This window comes from Pseudobacter ginsenosidimutans, assembly GCF_007970185.1.
In the GTDB taxonomy this organism is placed as follows: Bacteria; Bacteroidota; Bacteroidia; order Chitinophagales; family Chitinophagaceae; genus Pseudobacter; species Pseudobacter ginsenosidimutans.
Genome location: NZ_CP042431.1, coordinates 4,513,975 through 4,539,978, shown reverse-complemented (window position 1 = coordinate 4,539,978; position 26,004 = coordinate 4,513,975). Strand labels below are relative to the sequence as shown.

Here is a 26,004-nt window from a genome sequence, read left to right as displayed (position 1 = left end):
TTTAAAGTAGTTGAGAAAATTATTGAGGATAACCCTCATTCTGGGAAAGATTGGGATTTAGCATCCTTTCAGATTCAGGGATGGGAAAAAGCATGGCGGAACTTTTCCAACCAGGCTTGATAACCGACAAGACTTCATCTGCGCGTTTTACTCCCGGGTTAGTATATCCCGGCCAACGTTTCAGATCAAACCAGCGATGCCCCCACTCACAAAAGAACTCTCTTCTCTTTTCATCTTCAAGTAATTGCTGTAATGCTTTTTTGTCAACAGGCCTGGGTGCGCGAAGGGAAAGGAGATCAAGACCAGCCCTCCGCCGAACAGAGTCTATCCCCGCCAGCGCATCCTCAGTTTTTTCGAGGTGTATGCTTGCCTCTGCATGAATAAGATATTGTTCTGCCAGCCGGAGGACAACATAATCTTCATCTTTAAGTGACACATCTATAGACGCCTGCTTGTATTTATAAGGCACACAATATTCCTTATCTCCTACTTTTTTTCTTAGCACCCATTTCTTCCAGCGGATATCAACAGTGGTATCGAATGCATCGATCATTTCATTCCTCATATATGAAGAAATGAATCCAGGCACGCCAAATGTATACCCTTCACCGGTAACTATACTATAATTACGGGTATTATCGAAATACCAGATCGTTTCCCGGCTCTGTCTCTTGAATATCCTGTTATGATCCTCTTCAAGAGAGAAAAAGGAGTTGGTCATACTGTTACCAGAATAATAATATGCTTTATCCCATTGCTCATTGCAGAGGTAGAACCTTGCCATGAAGGCTTCCACAATGCTACGGTTCACCCTTGCCAATTTTCCATTTATTTTTTCAGTACTACTGTTTTCATGGGCTTTTTTAAGGTCATCATCTATGAACTGAATGATTAGCCTGGCCGGAGTGCGCCCCAGGCTGCCATTTGTATTATAGTTGGTATGATCTATCAAAGGCAGGTCTCCAAAGAGCTGGGTAAGGTAGAAATAATAAAATGCCCTCAAAAAATAACATTCTCCCAATAATTGTTTTTTTAAGGTATTGCCGATACGCTGACTACCCAGCAACCCTTCGATGGCGGCGTTGATATGATAGATATCGGAATAGGCCGGCATCCAGATCGCCTGATAAATTGTATTGTATTCAGGATCGAGTTTATTGGCTTCAACCAATGGAAAGAAAATATTGGTGCCTGAATATTTCAGTTCATCCGATGACCATCCTCCCCACATTGTCATCCCCCCTGTAAGCATATAGTAGTAGGTGTTATCGCTGATCCGCCCTACCTGGCGGGCATATATTCCATTTACGGCAGCGTCCGCCGAGATCTCATCTTCGAAAACTTTATCTGCCTGTATCCTGTCTGCAGGCAGGTCTACCTGCAGGATCTTATTGCAACCGGAAAGTGTTGTCAGAAGCAGGGCGTAGCCAACTGCTTTCAATAAGTATCTTTTATGTAAAATGATATGTTTCATGATTGATTTTAAAATTGAAATTGAACACCAAAAGCAAAAGTCCTTAAAGGCGGTATGCCATTAAGATTGTTGGTCATTTCAGGGTCCACATCCTGATCACGGTTCCAGGTAAAAACATTCTGTGCACGCAGGAACAGCGATAATGCCTTGAATGTATCGATCCTGTCGAAATATTTTTGAGGTCCCAGAAAAATTCAAAGTTTCGCAATCTCAGGTAAGTAAGATCTGCATAGCCGAGGTTGGAGCCTGCCACCCGTTGCGCCATCGTATAAGCGTCACCGGTACCCTGGGTATAACGCTGGTAAGTTGCCTGATCTCCTTTCTCCTGCCATCTATCCAGCAACATGCGTGGATAGTTCATTCCGATGGACCCCGCATAGCTGGCAGCGCGTCCCTGGGCTACATCGAATTTTTGTTTGAATTCAAAAAATAATTGAACCCTGAAATTCTTATAGGTGAAAGAATTATTGATGCCTCCAAAATAATCCGGATCTGTTTTACCCAGGAGTGTACGATCGCCCGTTCCCAGGCGACCATCTCCATCCATATCCTTTACAATGTAAACGCCGGTTGCTGGATCCACTTCATCCATCAGGTAGCCTTTTACGATATTGACAGATTTCCCCACTACATAAGTGGTAGCATAAGAGGAGGTTGACAGGCCCGGAAAATCCACTAACCTGTTCTTTGGGAAAGTGATATTGAAACCCATATCCCATTTGAAATTCGCCTTCTTTATTATTTCAGCCGATAGCTCCAGTTCAACTCCACTGTTTTCTATAAGGGCCGGGAAATTGCGAATCACATTGGTAAACCCTGTCTGGATCGGAAGTTTATATTGTACCAGCTGGTTATCGCTCCGGTTAAGATACCAGGCAATTGAAGACATGATCCGGTTATTGAACAGACCATATTCCAGTCCAATCTCCAGTTTTTTATTTCTTTCCCAATTATAATTTCCATTGAAAAGAGCGTTGGGGCTCAGCGATAACCTGTTTTCATAATTATTGGCAGACAGGATCCAGGTATCTAAATACCTGTAATCTCCGATCTGGTCGTTACCCGTGGTACCGTAGCTACCCCTCAATTTTCCAAAACTGAGCCAGGGCATCAAGGATTTAATTGCCGGTTCTTCAGTAAACAACCAGGCTACGCCAACTGCTCCGAAATTGCTGTATTTATTGCCATCTCCAAAACGGCTTGAGCCATCCCGCCTGGCGGAAAGGTTCAACACATATTTTTGTTTCAATATGTAATTGATCCTCCCGAAAACAGCAGCATACTTGTATTCATTAAAGCTGGCGGGAGTAGCTGTCAGGGTTTTCGCAGCATTCATCGATGTAAGAAAATCATCTATTACATAGCCACTGGCATACACAGAGGAACCAGCTGTTTTATCGTGTTGCCATGTACTCCCCAACAATATAGTGATACTGCCAAGACTGGTTTTTTTCTTGTATTCAAGCATCGGCTCCATATTCCATCCTCTGGCAGAGCTGTTGGCGAAGGAAGATGAACCAGTCATATTACGTTTGGGATTGAATGATGAGATGGGCGTAAGATTGGTCTCACTCAAAAAAACAGCATTATATCCGGTTTTGATAGTTGCTTTAAGGTCTGGTGTAATGGCATAACTGAGTTGAAGATTACCGATGAGATTATCTGTTTGCGTATTCCCTGATCGTTTCAGGATGGCAAATGGATTATCGAATTCGCCCCCATCGGGTCCCCAGTTCAGATTGCCATCCGCATCGAAGGGCGCCGGAGCATTGGGCGGAAGATTGACACCGGAAAATGCCGGCGGGGTTTTACTCTTTATTGAAGCGTACATCAACTTCAGTTGCATGCTCAGTTTCCTGTTGGCTGAATACTGGGTGATAGTCGAATTGATCGTTGCTCTTTTATTGTAATCATCCGCAGGGAGTACAGTTTTTTCTTGTCGATAGCCTGCACCAACATAGAATTGAGTAAGTGCATTTCCTCCGGAAAGCGCGATGTTGGCATCACTGGCCCTTGCTGTACCTCCCAGGATCATGCGCTGCCAGTTGGTATAGCTGGTAGTGTCCCATAATAACAGATCATAAGCATTGGTCTTATTGGGCGTAACATTATCGTTGCGAAATGCTTCTTTACGCATGGCCACATATTCCTTTGTATCCATCAAATCCCAGAAACGGGTAGCTTTGGCAATCGACTGATAGAAGCTGCCTGATACAGACAACTTTCCTGCTCCCGTTTTTTTTGTAGTAATGAGAATAACTCCATTAGCACCCCTGGAGCCATAGATAGTAGTGGCATCCGCATCTTTCAACACTTCAATACTTTCAATTTCCGCAGGATTGATGAGTTGAAAGGGACTTAATCCACCACCAGGTGTGGCAAGCCCCGATGAGGTAGGCGTGCCATAGTCGGCTAGATTACCTAACCGGTTAAGGGAAGTGTTTCCGGAAGCCAGCGGAACTCCATCAACAATATAAAGCGGTTCAGATCCATTGGTCAATGAATTGGTGCCGCGTATACGCACTTTTACGGCCGAACCCGGAACTCCATTGGTAAGGGAAACGTCGAGGCCAGGTATGCGTCCCTGCAATGCTGCAAGTGGATTACTGACCGGCTGACGTGCGATCGTTTCTGAAGCTACCCTGCCCATGGAGCTGGTATTGAACCGCCGGGTTGTTGTTCCGTATGCTATCACCTGAACTTCGTCCAGCGGCGTGTTGGATCGCTTCAGCACTATGACAATTCCACGAACATCGGTATGAACAGAAGCCAAAACAGCATTTTGATTGGCTGAAGAAGGTTTGGAAGATAAAACAATGGCAGTAGTTGCAGTCGTCAACTTAATTTCAGCTTCTTCATATCCTACTGAACTGATGAAAAGAATGTCATCCACTTCGGCATTGACGGAAAATGAGCCATCCGCTGCTGCAGCAACTCCTTTCCGGGAACCTTTCGCCATTATATTGGCCCCTGCAAGTGGTTCCCCCTTTTCATTGCAAACAATCCCACGAACCAGGAGCAAATCCACACGAGCAATTGACCCGGAAATATGGGGCGAAATAACGGAATTGGAGGTTGCCTTTGATTTTTTTGATATGATAATCGTTTTCTTCTTGATCGCATACTGCAATGGTTGTTCATCGAGGATTGATTCCAAAAAGTCTTCCAGGGGCATATTGGTGGCTTCAATCGTAACAGGCCGGGCAGCCTTTAGCACTTCTGCATTGCAGAAAACAACGTATCCTGTTTGTTTCTTAATGACCGGAAAAATGGATTCAAGAGAAATTCCCTTACCAGAGAATGAAACAGACTGGCCATGCAATTTTGCTGAGATCTGAAGGGAAAAGGCCAGTAGTAAGAAGAGCGTCAATTTCATAACTAGCAGTGTTTTGGTGAAACGGTGGTTGCCCCCGCGGGCTACCCGTTCACAAAAAGCAGTTTTTGTCATACTTTCGTGTTGATTGGGTGAAGAAATAAAGCAGTCTGCCAGGACTATTTTTATTTATGGAGCCCAACATTCGCCGGAAAGTGATTCCAACACTTTCCGGTTTTATTTGGGCCATCAAAACTTGCCGGATAAAAAACAATCAGGATAAAGGCCGGTATTACAGAAAGAGGTTTATGGCAGGTAAGGTTTATTCATTTTCCTGTTGTGTTACAATCAGTTTTTTCCCTTCGATCTTAAAATGCACATCGGTTCTGGTCAAAACATCCAACACTTCTGAGAGATTGAAATCGCGTTGAATTTCTCCGATAAATTTCATTGTTGGTACCGGTCCCTGATAAACAATTTCTACATCGTACCACCGGCTGATCTGTTGAAGAACAGACGGCAGGTCTGCATGATTGAAATTGAAATAACCATTCTTCCAGGCCATCACTGCATCGAGATTGATTGTATTGTTAACGGCCAATTGCCTTTCTGCTGCAATTGCCTGTTGTCCGGGTTTCAGCACTATGCCAGATTGTTTGCCGGATGCATCTTCCGGGACAGAATTGGATACTTTGACTGAACCTTTCAATAAGGTCACTTTTATTTTCAGGTCATCGTCATAAGCATCAATGTTAAAATTTGTGCCCAGCACTTTTACTTCCCAATCCCCTTTGCTTACATAAAAAGGTTTGGTGGCATCCTGTGCTACTTCAAAATAAGCTTCCCCTGTAACAATTACTTTACGTTGCTTTCCGGTAAAGGCAACCGGATAAGTAATAGAGCTACCGGCATTGAGCCATACATGGGACCCATCGTTCAGTATCACTTCAACAACTTTGCTTCCGCGGGGGTTTGATAAGGTATTGAGCTGATCCTCTTGAATGCTTTCCGCTGATATACTCTGGTAGGCTATCTTCCCATTATCAAGCTTTACTAGCTTTACCGCACCTTGATTGGCCAGCAGGCCCTGGTTAAGACTATCAAGTGAAATGGTTTGTCCATCAGCCAGTACAATAAAAGCCCGGCTCTTTTCAGGGGCCTGTACATCAGGCAGCGCTGTCTGTCGGGCAAGCTCATGCGAAGCTGCATTCTTGCCGCTTCCAGAAAAGTAAACAATGGCAATTGTTCCGGTACCGATCAACGCAATGATCATCGCAACCCACTTCATCCGGTGTAAAAAACGCAGTTTACCGGTTGGCAAAGTAGTCACAACCGCTCCTGTACTTTTCTTTTCCCATGCACTTCTTAACGACTCCCTTGCAGACAGGAGCATTTCAAAAGAAGCGGCCTTATTTTCAGCACGGGCAGGAATAGAATCTGAAAGCCCTGAATCCTGCATTGCCTTTTGGAATTGATCATCAAAATCAGCATCATCATATGAGGCTTTCAGCAGGGCAAACAACTCTTCCACTTGTCCGGGATTGGCACGGTCCGTAAGGTACAGTTGCAATAAGTTTGAGATATGATCCTGTTGTGGTCCCATATTATCCAATAAAGTCAATTGAGAAATTAAAATTGTCTACAAGCATTCGAAAAAAATTATGAAAAAGATCCAAAAGTTGAAGTTACCGTGTACTAACAGGTAATTCCGCACAGATTGAATGGAGCGGGCAAGATGGGTATGAACGGTATTGGGACTGATGCCTAGATGTTGAGCAATTTCTTTATAGCTGAGTCCATCCTCCTGTCTTAGAAGAAAAATACGGCGTTGTTGGTCCGGGAGCTTGGAAATGGCTTCCAGCACCAGCCTTCTTATCAGGTTGAAATCATAACCGTTTTGCTGACAGTCATTCGCTGTTTTCTTAGAAAGTTGAATATAATATTGAATACGCATTTCCCGCTCCTGCCGCCTGAGCAGGTTGAAACATTTGTTAGACACCATCCTGTACATCCATGCAGCGGGACTCTCAATTTCCACCAGTTTTTTCCGGTCATCCCATAATTCCAGGAAAACTTCCTGTACTATTTCCTCAGCCCAAAATTCAGATTTAAGAAATTTTAGCGCATTGAAATGCAGCTTGTCGTAATACAATTCAAACACAGTCTGGTAAGCAGAAGCATCTTCTTCAGCAATCCTTTTGAAAAGTTCTTTATCGTAGTATGGATTATTACTCAAAGCCTGGTATTAAATGACACCAATACAATTTAAAGCAAGATAAAATCATTACGACAAATGTAGCAACTATGAAAAGGACACGTGCACTTTTGCATAAAATGAAAGGCCCACATTGCTGTGAACCTTTCATTTCAGAGGGAACAGAATGGCTATTTTTTCTTATACAAAATAATGTTATTCCATTATTTACACATTAAAAAATTCGGTTTACCCTATTTTAGAATCGAAGGAATTTCCGAACTGATAACCGATCTCCGATCACCAGTAGTAACTCAGGCTATACTTATTTCCCGGTCTTGTTCTATCGATTCAATGATCCTTTCATTCTTCAGGATCATCATGCCGTGACGATCTGCAGTGATCCTTCTTCCAGTTTATAGGTATAAGTTGGCGTCATACCTTTCATCACAGTTGGCAGGTAAGAAAAAAGGATGTTGTTACATTGCCGTTGCAGCACTTCACCCACTTCTATGATATGCGTTGAGATCACGAACAAACATTCACGCCGTTCAGAAAAGGCCTCCGTTACAGAAAAAGTTGCATCGAAAGCATCTTTCACGTTGGTGCCTTTGAACAGTTCATCAAAGATCACCAACAGTTTTTTGCCGGCCCTCACCTCAAGGGCTACCTGTTTCACTCTTAACACTTCTGCATAGAAATGGCTGTAGCCCTGGCCCAGGTTGTCGGGCACATTGATGGAAGAAAAGATCCCATCCCGAACAGAGAGGCGCATCTGCCGGGCTGCAACGGGGAAACCCATATGCGCCAGGTAAACGGCAATGGCTACAGATTTCATAAAAGTGGATTTGCCGGCCATATTAGCGCCTGTAAGGAATAAAACATTCCGATCGCTGTTCAATGCCAGGCCATTGCCTTTCCCGTTTTCAAGTGCAGGATGTTTCAAATCTTCGAATACGAGCAGATTATCGTCCGCATGCAACGCTGTAGCAAATTGAAATCCCCGTTCAGATGCCACTTTTCCTACAGCAATATATACATCCAGTTCGAACAACAGCTTCATCAATTTTTGCATTTGCTGATAAAAAGTATGGCGAAGGCAGTGATCAAAACGGGCCAGTTTGAGTACAGAATGATTTTGGATATCACCCGCTTCCTTCAGCCAGCCCAGACGCTGATCATTGAAAGCAGCGCAGATCTCTCCAATACGCTGATCAAAAAGTTCGCCGGTTGGTTTTTCCAGCAGGTTATTGAAGTAAACACGAAGTTTATTCAATGCCCCGATACTGGACAACAAAACCATCCTGTGGTTATCATAGGTATCATCGATCCCCAGAGTTCTCCATAACCAGCTCCGGCCCGAATGTATATATGAATTCAATGCCAGCTTCTCTCCTTTCGTGCTTAAATAATCCTCCAGCGCTTTCACCTGGTTATTGCTCAAAGGAAAACGGGCTTCTTCCTGGAAAAACCTGATCACTCGCCCTCTTTGATTAATTTCATCAGCGTTTACAAGCGGATATTGGAACATTTCATCCAGCAGGGATGCACCACCTTCTGTTACTGTTTTGTTGAACAGGTTATAAATGGAATGGGTATTGTATCGGCCGGTAAGATTCAGGTCGGTCAATGTTTGTTGATCTGCAATAAAACTCATGACATCTTATTTATTGATTCTTGCTGTTTCCCCCGGATAATATCCAGGATCCCCTCATTGTTGATGATCAGCATGCCATGCCTGTCTTCAGTTATTCCTGGTTCCAGCCTGTAAGTATATACAGGTTGGTGGCCATTCATCTTTGTAGGCAGCCTTCCAAATTGAAGGGCATCATTGTTCTCAAGTAATGTATGGCCAGCTTCCACAATATGGGTGGAGATAAGAAAAAGGCAATCTTTCCTTTTGGTAAAAGCGGCCAGTAAGGCCACAGTGGCTTCGTAAGCATCTTTCACATTCGTACCCCGGAACAGTTCATCAAAAACAATGAACATTTTTTTAGAACCGCTCATTTCATTCACTACTTTTTTCAGGCGTAGCACTTCTCCATAATAATGACTGTACCCCATGCTTAAATTATCAGGCAGGTTGATGGTGGTCAACAAGCCATCACGAACGGAGAATTCCATATTTCTCGCCGGTACAGGAAATCCCATATGCGCCAGGTAGATCGCAATGCCGATCGTTTTCATGAAAGTGGATTTCCCAGCCATATTGGCGCCTGTCAGAAAAAACACATTTTGCTTCGCAGTGATCTGAACATCGTTACCAGTAGCGCCGGTCAAAAGAGGATGCTTCACCTCCTCCATCATGAGTTTGTTCTCATCAGCCGGAATGATAACAGGGAAGCACATTTGCATTTCAGCAGCTATTCCCGCAACTGACAGGTATACATCCAGCTGATAAATGAAGCCAAGCAGTTTTTTCAGGTCGTCTCTTTTCCTGAAACGAAAAAGTTTATCCAGTGAAACAATTTTCTCGTACGAGATCTTTTTACGGGAACCTTCTTCCCAAACCTCCTGCCAGTCTTCCTCTTCCAGTATTTGCCGGAAGGACTCCAGTTCCTTCCGGTATGCTGAATCGATAGTTCGTTCCCAGATTCCCGTTATGAATTGTTTTGCACAATACATCAGTTCAGTCAATGCATGTATGCCTTTTGACAATTCCTGGAAATCCGTATCGCCGGCCATCAGTTTATTAACGGTTCTCCGGAAGCCACTGCTTTCTCCCGACATTCTGCTACGCTCATCCGTATTGGCAAGGTATTGTTCTGCATATATGAACCATTCTGCCCTGAATGGGAACTGAATTCCTGACTGGCCGAAAAACTGAATGGTTCTGCTCCGTTGTTCGATCTTACTCATATCAGACAAGGGATAACGGAACAGCTGTTCAAGAATGGCGGCTCCGCCCGGCGTTTGCGTATGATTGAACAAGGCATATACTGATACCTCACCTCTCCTCGCAAAAATTTTCAGATCATTGAGGGTTTGCTCATCGGTAATAAAATTCATAATTGCATTCTTTTACTACTGCATTCAGCAGGTCATAATTTTAAACTATCGATAAATGCCCTTTGACCCGGATCAGATAAACCTGCTCTTTCCTTTGCCAGAAAGGATTTTGCCTGATCCGTTTTACCCATCTTTGAAAGCACATAGGCCTTGGCCACCATCACATTCACATTCCTGTAATGCCTGAGCAAATAATCACACCAGCCATCCAGTACAGCCATCGTTTCTTCTTTTTTTGCTACATCTATCAGGTCCTGCACGCACTGTAACAGGGTAGCATAATCGATCTCCTTTCCATATTTATCCAGGTACTGTAAACTATATGCTTCAAACATGGGGGAGTTTTGTCTTTTATAGATGGCCCGCATCCTGGTATTCATCACCAGCTCACCTGCATATGCTGCATAATCGGGGAAATATTCCCTGATCTGCCTGGCATAGAACTCATCGGGGTGTTTCTTTCCGTTCATTTCATCTTCCTGCATATTGGAGATGAAGGAATACCTGGAGCTGATCCGGAGGATCATGGCTCTTCGAATGGCTTTGTAGCCATTTTCGAGTGACCTGATCTTTTCACGATTGTCCAGGATAACCTTCACTGCAGTGTCCTGTGGAGATCCCAGCAGCTCCCCTATAAATTGTATTTTTTCGGCAGTGAATAGATCTTTTTCATTGCGCAGATATATTCGAAGCAGGGAGTCCGTCACATCACCATCAAATACGGACCTGGAGAACATGATCATTTTTCGTGCTGACAATTCGCTGGCGCTATCGGCATTGAACCGGCTGAGTTGTACATAATACTGGTTCTTCTCTTCTTTTGACGATTGAATTGCCCCGATCATTTTTGCAGGATCCGATCCCACACCTCCAAAACGCGTAAGGGGCCTGCCTTCCGGATCAAATATAATATTGATTGGAAAGGAATTGATCCGGAGCTGCTGTTTGAATTCATCCACCTTTTTTTCCCAGTCATTCTTCACTGGTGATGTGGAACTGAGATCGGCAATCACCGGAATATAGTTCGCATGGATCAGATCAGCTACGTCTTTTGAAATGAAAACCCTTTTTTTCATCATCTCACAACCCGGGCAGCCCTTGCTGTATCCAAACAGGTAAATGCTTTTCTTTTCCTTTTTTGCCAGCGCTATCACTTTTTGCCAGTCGGGATTTGCTATGAAATGCACCTGTGATGTTGCGAGGTATTCCTGCTCTTCTTCTTTCACCGGAAGATCGGCGATGGAAATATTCCCGTAAGAGGTTGAACCCGTGCCAGCATCACTGCAGGAAACTACCAGGCCGATCAATGCAAAGGCCACCAGCCAAGTATTTTGTTGGTATTTGAAAAGTTTCATTATTACATTTTTTTATGATCTTATTTACGTTTTCTTCTCAACAGAAAAACAGCGGTAAATGCAACGATAGCAAGTGGCAGCACCCATTTCAACAGGAAGCTATGCCAGGCCCAGCCAGCTTTCGTAATGGTGAGCGAATTATCCGTGGGTGGTGCTCTTCTTGTATCGATCGGAGCTTTGCCCTCACTTAGCCAGTAAAAAACTGCTTTGATGAGATAATAATTGGCTGTCCTTATCTTCGGACGTTGTTTCAGTATCTCTCCATTGCTGATCCAGTCGGCATCACCGGCTATAATGATCCTTTGCTCTTTATTGTTTACTTTTCTCGATAATGCCACTACAGTTTCGTAAGGCTGTTTGATTTCAGTGGCGGGATCGAAAGAAGGCGCATCATCTACAAAGTTGGTGGTCTGCAGTTCAAGCCAACCTTCGGTGCTGTCGGATGTAACCAGAGGAATAACACTGAAGCCATGATCACGCGATACCTTCAGTGCACCGGCCGCGGGGAAAACAAGTACATCGTTCTTGCTCTTCAGCATTTCTTCCATATGAAAAGAAAATTGCTTCGATGCAGCTGTGGGTCTTAAAATAGAAAGTGTGGGATCACTTTTATCACCGGGCTTCACCAGGGTGCCTTTCAAAAATTCAACACCCAGTGAACCGGTGAGGGGATTCAACCATTCCACCTGGTCCGGTTCGCCGCAAATCAGCAGATTGCCTCCACGTGCGATGTATTCGTCCAGGTGCTTTCTATCGGTATCGCTCAGGGGAGACCTTGGTTCGGCAATGATCAAAATCGAAATACTGTCGGGAACAGCGTTCCCCAGTGAAACATCTGCAAAATAAAATCCCTGGTTGATGAATGAATAACGAAAAGCTTTCTCTTCTGCTATCCTGTTGTAACCCCTGTCGAACTCATTCCTGCTGTCGCGTTCTCCATGTCCTGAAACAAAGCCAATAGTCGGCAGCGTGGTTACCAAACCTTTGATAGCGGCTGTGATCTCAGATTCAAATGGCAGCACCCAATTATCGTCGAAAACTCTCAGAAAGCTGCGTTTCCCTGACCTGGTTTCCAGCATACGCACAAATCGGTAATTTTCAGAAGACAGGTCTGCCTTATGCTGAAGAGATGCAAAGGGTATTATTTTGAAATTCCAGTCATTGATCTCCTTCAGCTTCTCCAGTCTTTCTTCATCTGTCAGAAATGGATATTGTTTTTCCAGGTGCTCATTGTCTGTCTTGTGATAATAATATTCATATTCTATTTTGGTATCGGGTTTGAACCGTACATAATTTGCGAAGCGGTCGAAATCGTAATTCACGTATTTGGGTAAAGCAAGGTGTGCATTACTCCCTTTATCGAGCATATTTGAATAGGTATACACTGTAAGCTGTTCATCTAATGACGAGAGCACTTCCTGGCTTGCCTTACTGAGGGTATTGATCTTCGACCTGGTGGTATCCAAATAGAACTGCATGGATGGCAGGGACGAAATAACGCCTGTAAGGCTGGCTCCCAGGAATACGGCCAGGTACTTCAAAAAGTTACCCATCTTTGTGGCAGACTGCCTGGCGGAACTCAGTTTGATATAAGTGAAGCCGAGGAACATGCCGGAAACAAGTAAAAAGTAAAGCAGGTTCTTCGAAGAGATCAGGCCAAAGATAAAATAGGTTGATTTCGCTCCTAACGATAACCAATAAGTGATATCCCTGACAATGGCATAGTCCAATCCTACAGTGCCAACATTGTTCAGTATGAACAATATGCCCAGGGTAAGCATGGCAGCCACCACTGAATATGAGGTCAGTGAAGACATGAACAAGCCGATTGCGCAATAAGCACACATCAGCAGGAACATGCCCAGCAATCCCGTTAATACCAGCCCCACCTCCACATTTTCGATACTATAGAATGCATACAGGCAAAAGATCCCTGTTACTGCGGTAATGGCCAGGCAGAATACCAGCAGCGCCAGGTATTTTCCCATGATGATCTGCCAGTTGGTTATGGGGGAAGAGTACAATTGTTTGATGGAACCAGAACTGATATCACGGCTCATGATCCCCATTGTAATGAGCGGAATATAGAGATAGAGGTAATTCGATATTTTCTGAAAAGCACCGCCTCGCATTTCATCCGAGAAATTCCTGAGTGTAATGGCGCTGGTATCATACCCAAGCGAAAGGTTCTTGAGGAGCTGGGACCATATACCAGTAAAAATGAGTGAAGACTGGAAGCAATAGATAACCAGTACCAACCAGGGCACTGGTGAATAAAATAATTTCTGTATCTCTGTTCTGGCTAAATAGCATGTTGTTTTCATGATCTTTTTCTATGGGGATTATGAATTTGTTGCTCCTTCCTGTTCAATAGTCTTTCCTGAGAGGGAAGCAAAAATATTTTCAAGCGAGTTCTTTTCCATTTGCAGCTCCGTCAGCCGCCAGCCCTGTGTATTGCTCTGACTTACCACTGCGTCCATTACACGGGTGGGATCGTTGAACAACAGTCGAAATCGCTGCGGAGCAAGTTGTTCCACTTTTACTACGCCTTCCAGGCTGGCAATACGTTGCAGGGATGGCGGGTTCATTAAACTGATGATGATGGAACTCGGCTGAATTTGATTGTCGAATTCCTGCATTGAACCTGCAAAAACGAAGCGGCCTTCATTCACCATCCAGACATGATCACAGAGGGCCTGTACTTCCTGCAGGATATGTGTAGACAAAAGCACTGTTCTTTCTTCTGCTATTTCTTTGATCAGTTTTCGTACTTCCAGTATCTGGTTTGGATCGAGGCCATTGGTAGGTTCATCAAACACCACAAGGTCCGGTTTATGGATGATGGCCTGTGCAATACCAACGCGTTGTTGAAAACCGCCGGAAAGATTTTTGATCAGTCTCTTTCGGAAATGCGTAACCGCTACCTTCTCCATCACTTCATTGGTGGCATCCTTCACAGAATCGGCAGGCATTAGCCTGATATGTGCGCTGTGGCGGAGGTACTCTTCCACGGTCAGATCACCCAGCACCGGCGGATGCTGCGGAAGGAAACCAATAAATCTCTTCGCTTCCAGCGGCTGTTTCCTGATGTTGACGCCACGAATGAACACATCTCCATGTGATGCGCGAAGCACGCCACAAAGAATATTCATGATGGTAGATTTGCCTGCGCCATTGGCGCCCAGCAGACCATATACGCCGCCCCTGCTCAATTCGAAATTGATGTCTTTGATGGCCCATTGAATGGCATAACGGTGTGAAAGGTGCTGCACCTTTACGATAGATGAATTCATGATTTATTCAATTTGTATTCAACAAACAGGCAAGCCTCCGGCATTACCACTGGCAATGTGGTTCATAAAAGCAACCTGTCCGGATCGTTTATCTTATATTTTGTTCAATTCCGCCAAGCGTTATTTCATCGTCAGGGATTGGAAAAACATAGCGGGGATCATTGGGAGGAAGGGTATAAGTTTGTCCACCGATAATTCTTTTGAGTGTAATGCCTGCCCCCTCTTTGTTGAGACGGCGAAGGTCATCCCATCGCAGCCCCGCACGCCATACCAGCTCTTTCCTTCTTTCTTTCAGCACCAATTGCAATGCTTCGGATGCATCCGCAGCACCCAGAGGAGTGAAGAACCCGGTGGCAAACCGGGTGACCAGGAGGTCATTGAGATATTGAAGTGCAATAGTTTTATTGCCGGCTCTGGCAGCGCATTCTGCCTTGATCAAATATATTTCATCTGTGGCGAGACCGCCGTAAGGATGGCCTGAATTCGAATAGAAAGTTTTTGTTTTTGTCAACTTCGTGGCAGGATCCGTATTGTACATTATTTTCCTTCTCAGGTCATAAGGAGCGTAAAAATCGAGCAATACAGTATCGATACTCATCAGCACAGAATTATTGTGCAGCCCGATAACGGCAGGCTGTGTATTTACGAAACTGAAAAAGATCGATTCGGCAACGGTATTGGTGAATGGATTGTTGGATGTTTGACTTACTGTATTGTAATCAACCAAAGTATCGTAAAGGTTCAGGCAACTGTCTGCATACAATTCAGCCTGTTCATATTTACGCATGCTGATGTACAATCTCGCAAACAGCGCATATGCCGCTGCTTTACTGGCCTGATTCCTGACAGTAGGCTGCACCTTGGGAGGCAGTAATGAGGCGGCTTTCAACAAATCTCCGATCACCAGATCGTAAGAAGCCTGAACGGAAGATCTGGGCTGAGTTTCATCGATATTGGGTGAAAGTTTCAGCGGAACGCCGCGATCGGCTGATGCTGTTGCTGCATCATAAGGCGCCGAGAAACTTTTCAGCAAATCGAAGTAAGCAAATGCCCTGACAAAATAAGCCTGTCCTTCAACATTGTTGTACGCTTCTGTATGCTGTTGCTGAGGCGGAACTCCCGGAAGTTGCGCCAGTACACTGTTTGCGATGAATACCGATTGATAGGAATTGTTCCAGAAGGCAATCCGGGTTTCTTCACCATAGATATCCTTATTCCACACATAAGCATTCCGCTCAATCGGTGTGCTTGCATCCAGGGCTTCCTGCGAAACCATGTAATATTCATCGGCCGACACTGCCGGAAGAATGGACGACCTGTTTACTGACGAGGAATTTAATAATTGCTGAAAATCGCTGAGGGTAGATGGAATAACGATACTTGAGTTGGGTTTCTTCTCCAGGAAACCCTTTCCGCATGAGGTAGTCAATATCAGCAGAAGTATTGCAAAGATGTTTATGCTGGATTTCATGATTGAATTCATTTTCATTAGAGGTCTGCTTTGATTCCTAAACTGATGCTTATCGGCGTCACGTAATTCAGGGAGCCTTCTGGGTCCAGGCCATGCTTGTTCTTCCGCCACAATAAGCCAAGATTGCTGGCATATGCAAATACATCGATCCTGGCAAAAGGGAAGCCCGAGACCTGTTTCCGGTCCATTGCATAGCTGAAGCGAATATCCTGCAGGCGTATATGGTCTGCCCGCTCAGCCAGTGCAGTTGAATTTGTGTACAAAACTTCGCGGCCCGAAACATCGGGATAAACATAAGCCGGCACATTTGTCCAAAGTTCATCTCCGGGCTTCTGCCAGCGCAGATCATAGTCGGCTTGCCTGTAGCTTGAGTTGAGTGAGGAAGAGCTGAATGATCTCCTTCTGAAATAATGCCCCAGCTTATAAGTTATATTGAAAGAAAGGGAGAAATTCCTGTATCGGAAGCTGTTCAGCAAACTGCCATAATATACTGGCATCATCGTTCCGTTATACACGATATTGGCTGTATTGGAAGAACGCCAGATCCCGATATAGTCCGTGGTTTCCTTTCCATCCAGGTATCCCACAGGATCACCGCTGCTATTAAGGCCTGCGTAGGGAAAACTGAACATCCCATAAAATGAATAACCTTCCAGCGGGTTCAGGTAGTTGCCTGTGATGATGTCGTAATTATTACCCTGCTTGATCTTGTAGGAAGTCACTTTGTCTTTCGAAAAACTAAGAAGCAATTTGGTATCCCAGTTCACCACTCTTTTCATCATTTGAACATTCAAAACCAGATCCACCCCCTGCGTACGCAGGTTGGCAGAATTGGTTTTTAGTTTATCGAAGCCAAGTTGTGGCGCCACAACATTATTTGCAATGAGATCGGTACTATTCTTCAGATAATATTCGATGGATCCGGTAACAACCTGATTTTTGAAACCGAAATCGATCCCCAGGTTAGTCACACCAACTTTTTCCCAGCGGAGTGATGGGTTAGGCGGATTGGAAATATTCATATAGGGCTGATTGAAAGTATTGAATGCGCCTGTGATGGCCTGTGCAGTCAGCAAAGCTGTAACACTTTTGTCTACATTGCCATTGTAACCATAAGTAATACGGGCCTTCAACATTGGTATCAGATCAAATTTGTAGAACAATTCCTGGTGGATATTCCATAATAAACCTGCAGACCAGAGCGGAACGCCTTTCTGGTTGGCTTTCACTCCGAATAGATTCGATTCATCCCAGCGGGCGCTGCCGGAAAGGATATATTTCGAGAGAAGGGAGTAAGAAAAATTGGTATAATAAGAACGGTTCCTGTCGAGCATCCAGGATGTATTCGTTCCTTCCTGAATTCTCCCCTGTCCTGTTCCATAAGAATACTTATAGATCTTACTAAAGTCCATAGTCCCGTTGGAAGCGCCTGTAATTTCCGGATCATATCCATACAATTTCTTTGTTTCTTCATCAGCCTTGCTCTCCCTGATCTCCATACCGGCGAGAAAATTCAGCTCATGTATGTTGTTGAGCATTTGGTGAAAATCCATTTGTAAACGGCCAGTGGTCATGGTCTTCGTGCTGATACTCTTATCTATGATAGCGCCTATCGGGATTGGCCGCTGGATCGTATGCGCAACATAATCGATGATCGAATACTGGTTGATCATGTTACGGGTATAATAAGATTCAATTGAATTGTTCTTCGTGTAATTGCTGATTCCTTTCTGGTGAAGGAAATAAGCGCTCACTTTTAGCGGCTTCCATAATTGAGCAGAAATGCTGGTATTTACCCGGTAATCCGTGAGTATTGTTTCCTGGGTGGGTGTTAATTCATTCAAAGGGAAAAAACGCCAGTCGAGCAATAATCCCGCGCCGGCGGTGTCTGTGAATGATCTCCTCAAATTATCTGCTACCGGCAGCGCATTCCCCTGCTCGTCGGCCAGTCTGATATAAGGGGAATTGGGATTCACATACACGTTGTTGTGATCATAACTTTTGCTGTTGGAGAAAATAATTCCGGTATTCCATTCCACTTTGTTATTCAGGAAGAGATATGTATTGTTTGCGTTCAGGGTCAGCCGGTCATAGCTGAGCGATTTCCTGTTTCCCATATTCTTATCATATCCTACAGAAGCATAATAACGGTTATTCGTTCCTCCTCCGCTCACATTCACGGCATATTGCTGATTCAATGCACGACGATAAACATACTTTTTGAGATCATTCCTTACGTCATATTGCCTGAGCGCATCGATGGCCAATGCAGAATCACCTGCAGAGATCCTGTTATACTTCCTGTCTTCCAGAATATCCAACACCGGGCTGAGTGCGCTATAGCCATTGGCAATTTGCTGCGAGTAACGGCCTTTGTGGTAAAGGAATATCTCATGATCGATCCATTGACTTGAAGTCAATTGGGGCCCGTAAAACAGACCGGGTTTTTCGGATACGGTAAGATTGGCGTTCACACTTATTCTTGGCATTTGTGACGCCTGTCCTTTTTTAGTGGTGATTACGATAACGCCATTACCCGCTTTCACTCCCCAAATGGATGCTGCAGCCGCATCTTTCAGTACGGTAACCGAAAGGATATCATTGGGATTGATGTTTGCGATATCTCCTTCATAGGGAAAATTATCGAGGATGATAAGCGGAACAGCATTGGCGAAAATGGTGCTTCTTCCCCTGATACTGAGTCCACCCGTGCCAGAACTGCCAACTACATTCTTGTTGAAGTTAAGTCCACTGGTTACACCATCCAGCCGGTCGAGTATATTTGATCCCACACTCCTGTTCAGGGTTTCATTATTGATCAATACAAAAGAGCCTGTAGCCCGGTCTTTCGGCAATTTCTGGAAACCGGTGTTCACAGTCACTTCCACTTCTTCCAGCCTGGAAACAGAAGGTTTCAAAACGACCTTCAGCGCGTGTGACGGGTCCTGCCCATCCTGATCGATGGCAGACTGACTGATGGAAAAATGTGTGTCTTCATATCCTACAAACGAAACCAGCAACAGATCACCGGCAACAACATTCAACCGGATGGTACCAGTGGCATCCGTTATCCCGGACTTCCCGCTTTTTTTGATCGTTACCGAAGCGCCCGCCAATGGATTCCCGGCAGTATCTATTACCAGGATCCGGACTGGCGGCGCATTCAACAGTCCGGTGAAATCCAATTCAGGTACCCTTTTTCCGGGATCTGGTTTTGAAGAAAGGAAAACAGTCATACCTCTGATCACAAATTTTATTTCCTGGCCTTTCAGTACAAGTTCGAGAACGGCAGATACGGAAACATCCTTCACCGACAGTGATACTTTTTTCGCATTCAACACCAGCTCCTTATTGTAAAGAACTACATATCCTGTCTGTGATTCGATTGCATTGAAAACCTGTTTCAGGCTGAGGTCTTTTCCCTCGATGGAAACTTTTTGAGCGATACCGGAAGCCTGAATCTGCAGGAAGCCCAGGATCAAAAATAAAGTGGTCAGTCTCATAACCCTGAAAGTTTGGTGGATGGCCCTTTTCCAATGCGGAGGGTCAGGCGCAAGCCTTTCCGCATACGGATATGGCCAATAGCAGTTTTTTTGCATAATTTTGCAAAGATTGGTTGATGAATAAAATCGGTTGTCAAGCCATTTTACCAACTACATCGTTGACCGCCACGGCTCCAATCGTGGCGGTTTTGTTTATAGCGGTATTTGAAAAGGATCGGTTTAAAACGGGCAGTATTTGCCCTGGGAGTAACACTTTGATGAACTATCAAAGCGTGGTTTAATGGTTAGTGGAAGCCATTATGATCAGCTTTCTTCCTTCAAGCCGGGCATGTACGCCTAATTCTTCTAGTCCCGGCAATAATTCTTTCAGCGGAATATCCCTGGAAAGTTTACCCATGAGTGTTATATCAGGTGTTCCATTTTCGTAAACAACTTCAATATCATACCAGCGTTCCAGTTGACGCATCACCTCTACGAGCCGGGTATTTTCAAAATTGAATTTCCCCGTTCTCCATGCCAGTACTTTTTGAGTATCCACCTGTTGAACCAGCCGGAGCGAACCAGTAACGGTTTTATCCTGTCGGTTCTGCGCCTGCTGTCCTGGCTTCAACACAAGACTTTGTTTGGTGACTTTCACACTTACTGCTCCACTTATCAGGGTGGCATCGATGCTTTCTTCATTAGTGTATGCCTGCACATTGAAAGTTGTACCCAACACTTCAATCTCCATTCTACCGGGGATGGATACCCTGAATGGCTTCTGTTCGTTCTTTGCAACTTCAAAAAATGCTTCGCCAGTCAACTGTACTGACCGATCTGCTCCGGTGAATGCAGCAGGGAACCGCAGGGAGCTACCCGCATTCAGCCACACAATAGTGGCATCCGGTAATACAACCTGGTATTGTCTTCCTTTCGGTGTAGTAATTGTATTGTAAACAAGCTCATTCCCTGAACCATCATATTTCAATATGCCGTTTTCTATCATGGCCCTGGCGCCTCCCTGCGTTGTAACAGTACCATTTCGTACCGTATCGAGGATTACCTGAGAACCGTCTGCCAGGGTGAGGATAGCTCCATCGCGCCCCGGCTGAATGCCGGAACGTGAATCGGAAAGCTCCCGGGGAGGCATCTGTTTTTCATCGGATAACCACCAATATGCACTGGCAAACAACACCAGTGATGCAGCTGCTACCCAGGCGAGTCGGCGCTTCCAGCCAATCCTGCGTACCACCGGAATTGTAACGTCACGGTCAGCATTCAACACATTTTTCAGTACCCTGGCCATCTCTTCATCATTTCCGGTATCACCTGGCTCCATTTCCATCATTGAGGCCATCTGTTCAAGCATCGCTTCTTCCTTCGCAGGATCGGTCATTGCTTTCAATTCCTTCAAGCCGGCTTCATCCAGCTCTTGTTGCAGGAATCTTTTCAATAAGTATTGTATTCGTTGCTCAGCCATAACTGATAAGAAACAAAAATTGGGAAACAGTACTATCCTGAACAAAAAAAAATTTTCAGGCGAGCATAATGCTCAGAAGAATAAGGGGAATATGATAGCCTCTGGCAAGTAGGTATTCCCTGATCTGCTTCAAGGCTGTAGTGAGCGCGTTTTTCACTGTGCTGGTGGAAACGGAAAGAGCAGCTGCGATCTCGGCGATCTTCATCCCTTCATCACGGCTCATTTTGAAAATCTTCTTCCTTTGTTCGGGCAACAGTTCTACAGCTTCCCTGAGAGCGGCTTTCACTTGCCGGAACTGCACCATCTCCTCAGGATTGCCCACAACTTTATCGGCCAGGCTTTCCGCCAGCTCCAATGAAATCTGCTGCTTTTCTTTCATCTTTTGTCGCAGGTAAAGTAAATACTCCCTGGAAGCAACCTTATAGATCCAGGCACTGAAATGAATTATGGATGGTAATTTATCCCTGTTGATCCAAACGCGCAGAAAACAGTTCTGCAGCACTTCTTCCATATCGCCGGATGAAGAAGTATATTTATAAATGAAGGGGCGCAGTTTGGGGTAATACTGCTTTAGTATTATTTCGAATGCCTGCTCATCCCCACCGGCAATACGGTTCAGCAGTTCCTTTTCTTCATATGGGTTAACGGTAACCAATCAGTAAGCCATTGATATTTCAATGCTGCAAACTATCAAAAAATATCTAAATAGGGATTAAAAGCATGACTGGAATTCTTTCTGGGGATTGCACTGACTAAAGAGACTACCTGGAAATAATGACTGATTTGCTTTGCACATCCATTAACCAAACTCCCCCATCCGTTAAGTGGCCCTTCCCCCTCCCGCTTCCTCTCCCCATCTTTGTTCCTGAAACCACAACCAATCTCATTCGATTCTAAAAAAAGAAAAATGAAAAAGATATTATCATTCGCCATAGTGCTGATTACACTCCATTCCTGTAAGAAAGAAAAAGCTGAATACAATCCAACTACAGTTGAAAATGGATCGGGAACCCTGTATTACCAGGAAGCCAATACGCCCAACAACACCAACTGGTACTCTGCAAGCGAAATGATTGGATTGAGCTTGCCAAACATCAGCAAGAGTGCAGACATACAGAAAAATATTGTTTTCGGGTTTTACAACAAGGGCGATGAATACGGAATTTATAGTCCTGATAACTTTCCCAAAATGTACGGTCAGGAAAACTGGCAAACCAGGCTTTCCATTAAATTCAGGAAGACCAATCTCACGATAGTTCAGATGCAGGAATGGGCTGACCAATACCAGGAAAAACTTCCTCCGCAACTGATTGTAGAGGAATGGAAGAAAGGTTATAACGAACGCAATTATATCACTCACCCCCAGGAAGGAGAAACCTATGCTTTTCGCAGCAACGACGGTAAACTGACTGCTCTGATGATGATCACAAGTGTGAATAGTTTTTTCACCAGCATCGGGTTTGTGATCTGGATTGCAAAATAATAATAAGGATAGCACTTGTATGCTCAATACAGAAACCTCAATAATACCTACTCTATCATAAAAAAGAAAAATGAAAAAGATAATATCATTTGCAATTGTGCTGCTGGCGCTCAGCGCCTGCAAAAAGGACAAGGGTGAATTTGTTCCAACAACCGTCAGTAATGCAGAAGGATATCTGGAATACAATCAGGTTGATGGCGATAAAAACACCAACTGGTATTCCATCAAAGCAATGGATGGACTCAGTTCCAAAAGCCTCATCGGTGATTCAGAATACCAGGAAAGCATTGTATTCGGATACTATAATCATGCCGACACATACGGACTGTTCAGTCCTGATAATTTCCCTAAACCAACTGAACAGGGAAACTGGACAACACGCCTTCCCATTAGCTTCCGGAAAACAACCATCACCAGCAATCAAATGCAGCAATACCGTGACCAATACAAAGATGGCTTCCCGGTACAACTGATCCTGGACAACTGGAAGAAAGGCACCAATGAGCAAAAAAGCATCACCCCAATTCAGAAAGATGCAACCTATGCATTCCGGAGCCAGGATGGAAAACTGACCGGACTGATCCAGATACTGACAATCAACAACGTTAATACCAATATCCAGTTCGAGATCTGGATAGCAAAATAATTCAAGGACGGTTATACAGTGATCTACCGAAAAGGGCGCTCTTCAAAAGAGCGTCCTTTCACTTTTACACCGAAACCCGTTGTTTGTATACATACGCCAACAGTTGAAAGGTTACAAATCACCACTGATCTCCAAAGCTCCTCAAACCCGCTCCCAGAAAGGGATTCAGCCGCCATCAAATCATCCCTTTATTACTGCCTTTCATCCATTCTTTTTTCCTGTCCGGTAGAATATTCAGTTTTATTACCATGTCTATTTATTAGCTTGTAGGTACTAAAACTGTATACAATGAGAATACCAATACTTGCTTGCACAGCCTTGCTGTGTGCCTCCACTTCTATTGCCCAGCTCACAACGTCACCCGATGGCGGAAACAAAAAAGCCATGGTGGGAGAACAGATCGGAATCACTGATGTAACCATTCACTATGATCGTCCCGCAGTAAAAGGAAGAGACGGGCAGATCTGGGGTGGACTGGTGCACAAAGGTTTTGCAGATCTCGGTTTCGGCACCAGCAAATCCGCACCCTGGCGGGCAGGCGCCAATGAAAACACAGTAATAGAATTCTCTACAGATGTAAAAGTGGAAGGACAAAATCTTCCTGCCGGAAAATATGCACTTTTCATCGCCTATGATCCCAATGAAAGCACTGTTATCTTTTCAAAGAATTATACCAGCTGGGGCAGCTTCTTCTATGATCCGAAAGAAGATGCATTACGCGTAACCGTAAAACCAGTTCCTTCAGATAAAAAAGTGGAATGGCTGCAGTATCAGTTCACCAACGAAACTGAAACCGGTGCCACCCTGGAACTGAGCTGGGAAAAACTCATCATCCCTATTCATATTGAAACGGATTATGTGAACCTTCAAATAGCTTCTTTCAGAAAAGAACTGAGAGGAGAGAAAAGTTTCAATCCGGGATGGCAGAGTTTCAACCAGGCAGCTAATTTCTGTCTGATGCACAATACCAATCTGGAAGAGGCGCTTACATGGGCGGATCATTCCATCAATGGCGCATTCATTGGCGAAAAGAATTTCAGGAACCTAAGCACCAAAGCGCAGCTTCTCTCCAAACTCAACAAGCAGGATGAAGCAAAGGCCATCATGAAAGACGCGTTGACGCTGGGTACTCCCGCAGAGGTTCACAACTATGCAAGACAACTGTTAGCGCAAAAGAAAAACCAGGAAGCCTTCGACGTTTTTAAGCTCAACTATGATAAACATCCCAATACCTTTACCACTAATATGGGACTTACGAGAGGCTACTCTGCTCTCGGCAATTACAAAAAAGCCCTGGAATACGCCAACAAAGCATTACCTCAGTCGCCCGACAATGGCAATAAGATCAATGTAGAACGATTGATAAAAATGCTCAACGAAGGAAAAGACGTCAATTAATTTTCAGTGAAATAAAAAAAGGTTTCAAAACGGGATGAACATCCGTCAAAACAATATGACCGATGTTCATCCCGTTTTCTTTTATGGAAAAGTAAACATCAACTGTTTCCGGCAATAAACGGAAACCGGCAAAAGTCCGTCTATCGCGGCTTTCCGCAGTTGCGAGTTTTTGCGTACTTTTTTCGGACAAATTCAAAACCTTTCGCAGCCGAAACTTACAACCATTAGTTTCAGGCTTGCAACTCAAATGAAAGTCAATACTTCCTTTGGATTCAGGTTCTTGCGTTTGCGTATCGGAAACAAAACCTTATTTTTGAACCTCATTTCGCAAAAACGTAGATAGTTTTTAAGAATTCTTGTCTCTTTTTCGAAGATTAATAACAAACTGCTAACAGAATTAAATTCATGGCAAAGAAGGTAACGAAAATCGGAGTTCTAACTTCCGGTGGCGATTCACCTGGGATGAATGCCGCCATCCGTGCTGTTGTGAGAACTGGTCTTTATTATGGGCTGGAAGTATTTGGTATCATGCGCGGTTATGCCGGCATCATCGAAAATGATATTGTTCCCATGCACTCCCGCAGCGTGGCCAATATCATCCAACGCGGAGGAACAGTTTTGAAAACGGCCCGCTGCAAGGAATTCATGCAGCCCGAAGGCCGCAAGAAAGCATACGACAACCTCAAGGCCCTGGGCATCGACGGTCTGGTGGTGATTGGAGGAGATGGCTCTTTCCGTGGCGCCGATATCTTCAGCCGCGAATTCGACATCCCCTGTATCGGAATTCCCGGTACGATCGATAAAGACATTGCAGGAACCGATTTCACTATCGGGTTCGACACTGCAGTGAACACAGCCGTGGAAGCGATCGATAAGATCCGCGACACTGCCGATGCACACGACCGCCTCTTCATCATTGAGGTGATGGGCCGTGACGCTGGCTATATCGCTCTTCACAGCGGCATCGCAACCGGCGCTGAACATATCCTCATCCCCGAGCGCAAAACCGATATAGAAGAACTCATCGTTTCCCTCCAGGAAAAAGAAAGACGTAAAAAACTCGTGAACATGGTGGTGGTAGCCGAAGGCGAAGAATTCGGCGGCGCCAATGAAGTAGCCAAAGTGATCAAAGAGCGCTTACCCCAGTCCGATACACGCGTTTGCATCCTTGGGCATATCCAGCGCGGCGGCGCGCCAACCTGTATGGACAGGCTTATCGCCAGCCGTATGGGATACTCCGCCGTGGAATGCCTTATGGAAGGTAAACACAACGTAATGGTAGGCATCGTCAACAATAAGATGCAGTACACCCTGCTGGAAAAAGCTGTAAAAAGCAAACAACGCATCGGTGAAGACTGGATCAAGATGGTGAAGATCCTTGCCAGCTAAGCGAACCCCTGAACATA

Annotated in this window: 17 protein-coding genes; 4 read left to right on the top strand and 13 right to left on the bottom strand. The window is 44.6% G+C overall.

Going from position 1 to position 26,004, the window contains the following annotated elements; all coding sequences use genetic code 11:
• Positions 1-19: 19 nt before the first annotated feature.
• The 13 genes from FSB84_RS17895 to FSB84_RS17835 form a co-directional block, all read right to left on the bottom strand.
• The gene (locus tag FSB84_RS17895) at positions 20-1,474 is read right to left on the bottom strand and encodes a RagB/SusD family nutrient uptake outer membrane protein (protein ID WP_130539283.1); all 1,455 of its coding nucleotides are present in this window, start codon (positions 1,472-1,474) and stop codon (positions 20-22) included.
• 73 nt (positions 1,475-1,547) lie between these two features.
• Positions 1,548-4,850 (bottom strand): SusC/RagA family TonB-linked outer membrane protein, encoded by a 3,303-nt coding sequence (locus FSB84_RS17890; protein ID WP_158643987.1) that lies wholly within the window; start codon positions 4,848-4,850, stop codon positions 1,548-1,550.
• Positions 4,851-5,109: 259 nt separating this feature from the next.
• Complete coding sequence (locus tag FSB84_RS17885) at positions 5,110-6,390, bottom strand: FecR family protein (RefSeq protein ID WP_130539281.1); 1,281 nt, start codon at positions 6,388-6,390, stop codon at positions 5,110-5,112.
• A gap of 36 nt (positions 6,391-6,426) precedes the next feature.
• Positions 6,427-7,023: an RNA polymerase sigma factor gene (locus FSB84_RS17880; protein ID WP_130539280.1), complete on the bottom strand. Its 597-nt coding sequence runs from the start codon at positions 7,021-7,023 to the stop codon at positions 6,427-6,429.
• A 337-nt stretch (positions 7,024-7,360) separates the two neighbouring features.
• Positions 7,361-8,638, bottom strand: coding sequence for a MutS-related protein (locus tag FSB84_RS17875; RefSeq protein ID WP_225979814.1), 1,278 nt, complete (start codon positions 8,636-8,638; stop codon positions 7,361-7,363).
• Positions 8,635-9,990: a MutS-related protein gene (locus FSB84_RS17870; RefSeq protein ID WP_130539278.1), complete on the bottom strand. Its 1,356-nt coding sequence runs from the start codon at positions 9,988-9,990 to the stop codon at positions 8,635-8,637. Before FSB84_RS17870 ends, FSB84_RS17875 begins: the two co-directional genes overlap by 4 nt.
• 32 nt (positions 9,991-10,022) lie before the next feature.
• Positions 10,023-11,345 carry a thioredoxin family protein gene (locus FSB84_RS17865; RefSeq protein WP_130539277.1) on the bottom strand — a complete coding sequence of 441 codons (1,323 nt, stop codon included), beginning with the start codon at positions 11,343-11,345 and terminating at the stop codon, positions 10,023-10,025.
• A 20-nt stretch (positions 11,346-11,365) separates the two neighbouring features.
• Positions 11,366-13,669, bottom strand: coding sequence for a Gldg family protein (locus FSB84_RS17860; protein ID WP_130539276.1), 2,304 nt, complete (start codon positions 13,667-13,669; stop codon positions 11,366-11,368).
• Positions 13,670-13,687: 18 nt separating this feature from the next.
• Entirely contained in the window at positions 13,688-14,638 is a 951-nt protein-coding gene (locus FSB84_RS17855; protein WP_130539275.1) for an ABC transporter ATP-binding protein, read from the bottom strand.
• A gap of 88 nt (positions 14,639-14,726) precedes the next feature.
• Positions 14,727-16,109 carry a RagB/SusD family nutrient uptake outer membrane protein gene (locus FSB84_RS17850; RefSeq protein ID WP_158643986.1) on the bottom strand — a complete coding sequence of 461 codons (1,383 nt, stop codon included), beginning with the start codon at positions 16,107-16,109 and terminating at the stop codon, positions 14,727-14,729.
• 17 nt (positions 16,110-16,126) lie between these two features.
• On the bottom strand, positions 16,127-19,612 hold the full coding sequence (locus FSB84_RS17845; protein WP_158643985.1) for a SusC/RagA family TonB-linked outer membrane protein: 3,486 nt from the start codon (positions 19,610-19,612) through the stop codon (positions 16,127-16,129).
• A gap of 277 nt (positions 19,613-19,889) precedes the next feature.
• Positions 19,890-21,044: a FecR family protein gene (locus tag FSB84_RS17840; RefSeq protein ID WP_158643984.1), complete on the bottom strand. Its 1,155-nt coding sequence runs from the start codon at positions 21,042-21,044 to the stop codon at positions 19,890-19,892.
• 82 nt (positions 21,045-21,126) lie between these two features.
• Positions 21,127-21,726 (bottom strand): RNA polymerase sigma factor, encoded by a 600-nt coding sequence (locus FSB84_RS17835; RefSeq protein ID WP_130539271.1) that lies wholly within the window; start codon positions 21,724-21,726, stop codon positions 21,127-21,129.
• A 252-nt stretch (positions 21,727-21,978) separates the two neighbouring features.
• On the opposite strand from FSB84_RS17835, the gene FSB84_RS17830 reads away from it, so the two are divergent.
• The 4 genes from FSB84_RS17830 to pfkA all read left to right on the top strand — a co-directional run bounded on the left by FSB84_RS17830 (position 21,979) and on the right by pfkA (position 25,987).
• Entirely contained in the window at positions 21,979-22,554 is a 576-nt protein-coding gene (locus tag FSB84_RS17830) for a hypothetical protein (protein WP_130539270.1), read from the top strand.
• 70 nt (positions 22,555-22,624) lie between these two features.
• On the top strand, positions 22,625-23,200 hold the full coding sequence (locus FSB84_RS17825; RefSeq protein WP_130539269.1) for a hypothetical protein: 576 nt from the start codon (positions 22,625-22,627) through the stop codon (positions 23,198-23,200).
• A 288-nt stretch (positions 23,201-23,488) separates the two neighbouring features.
• Positions 23,489-24,598, top strand: a complete 1,110-nt coding sequence (locus FSB84_RS17820) for a DUF2911 domain-containing protein (RefSeq protein WP_130539268.1) — start codon at positions 23,489-23,491, stop codon at positions 24,596-24,598.
• 405 nt (positions 24,599-25,003) lie between these two features.
• Positions 25,004-25,987, top strand: coding sequence for a 6-phosphofructokinase (gene pfkA, locus FSB84_RS17815; RefSeq protein ID WP_130539267.1), 984 nt, complete (start codon positions 25,004-25,006; stop codon positions 25,985-25,987).
• Positions 25,988-26,004: the final 17 nt, after the last annotated feature.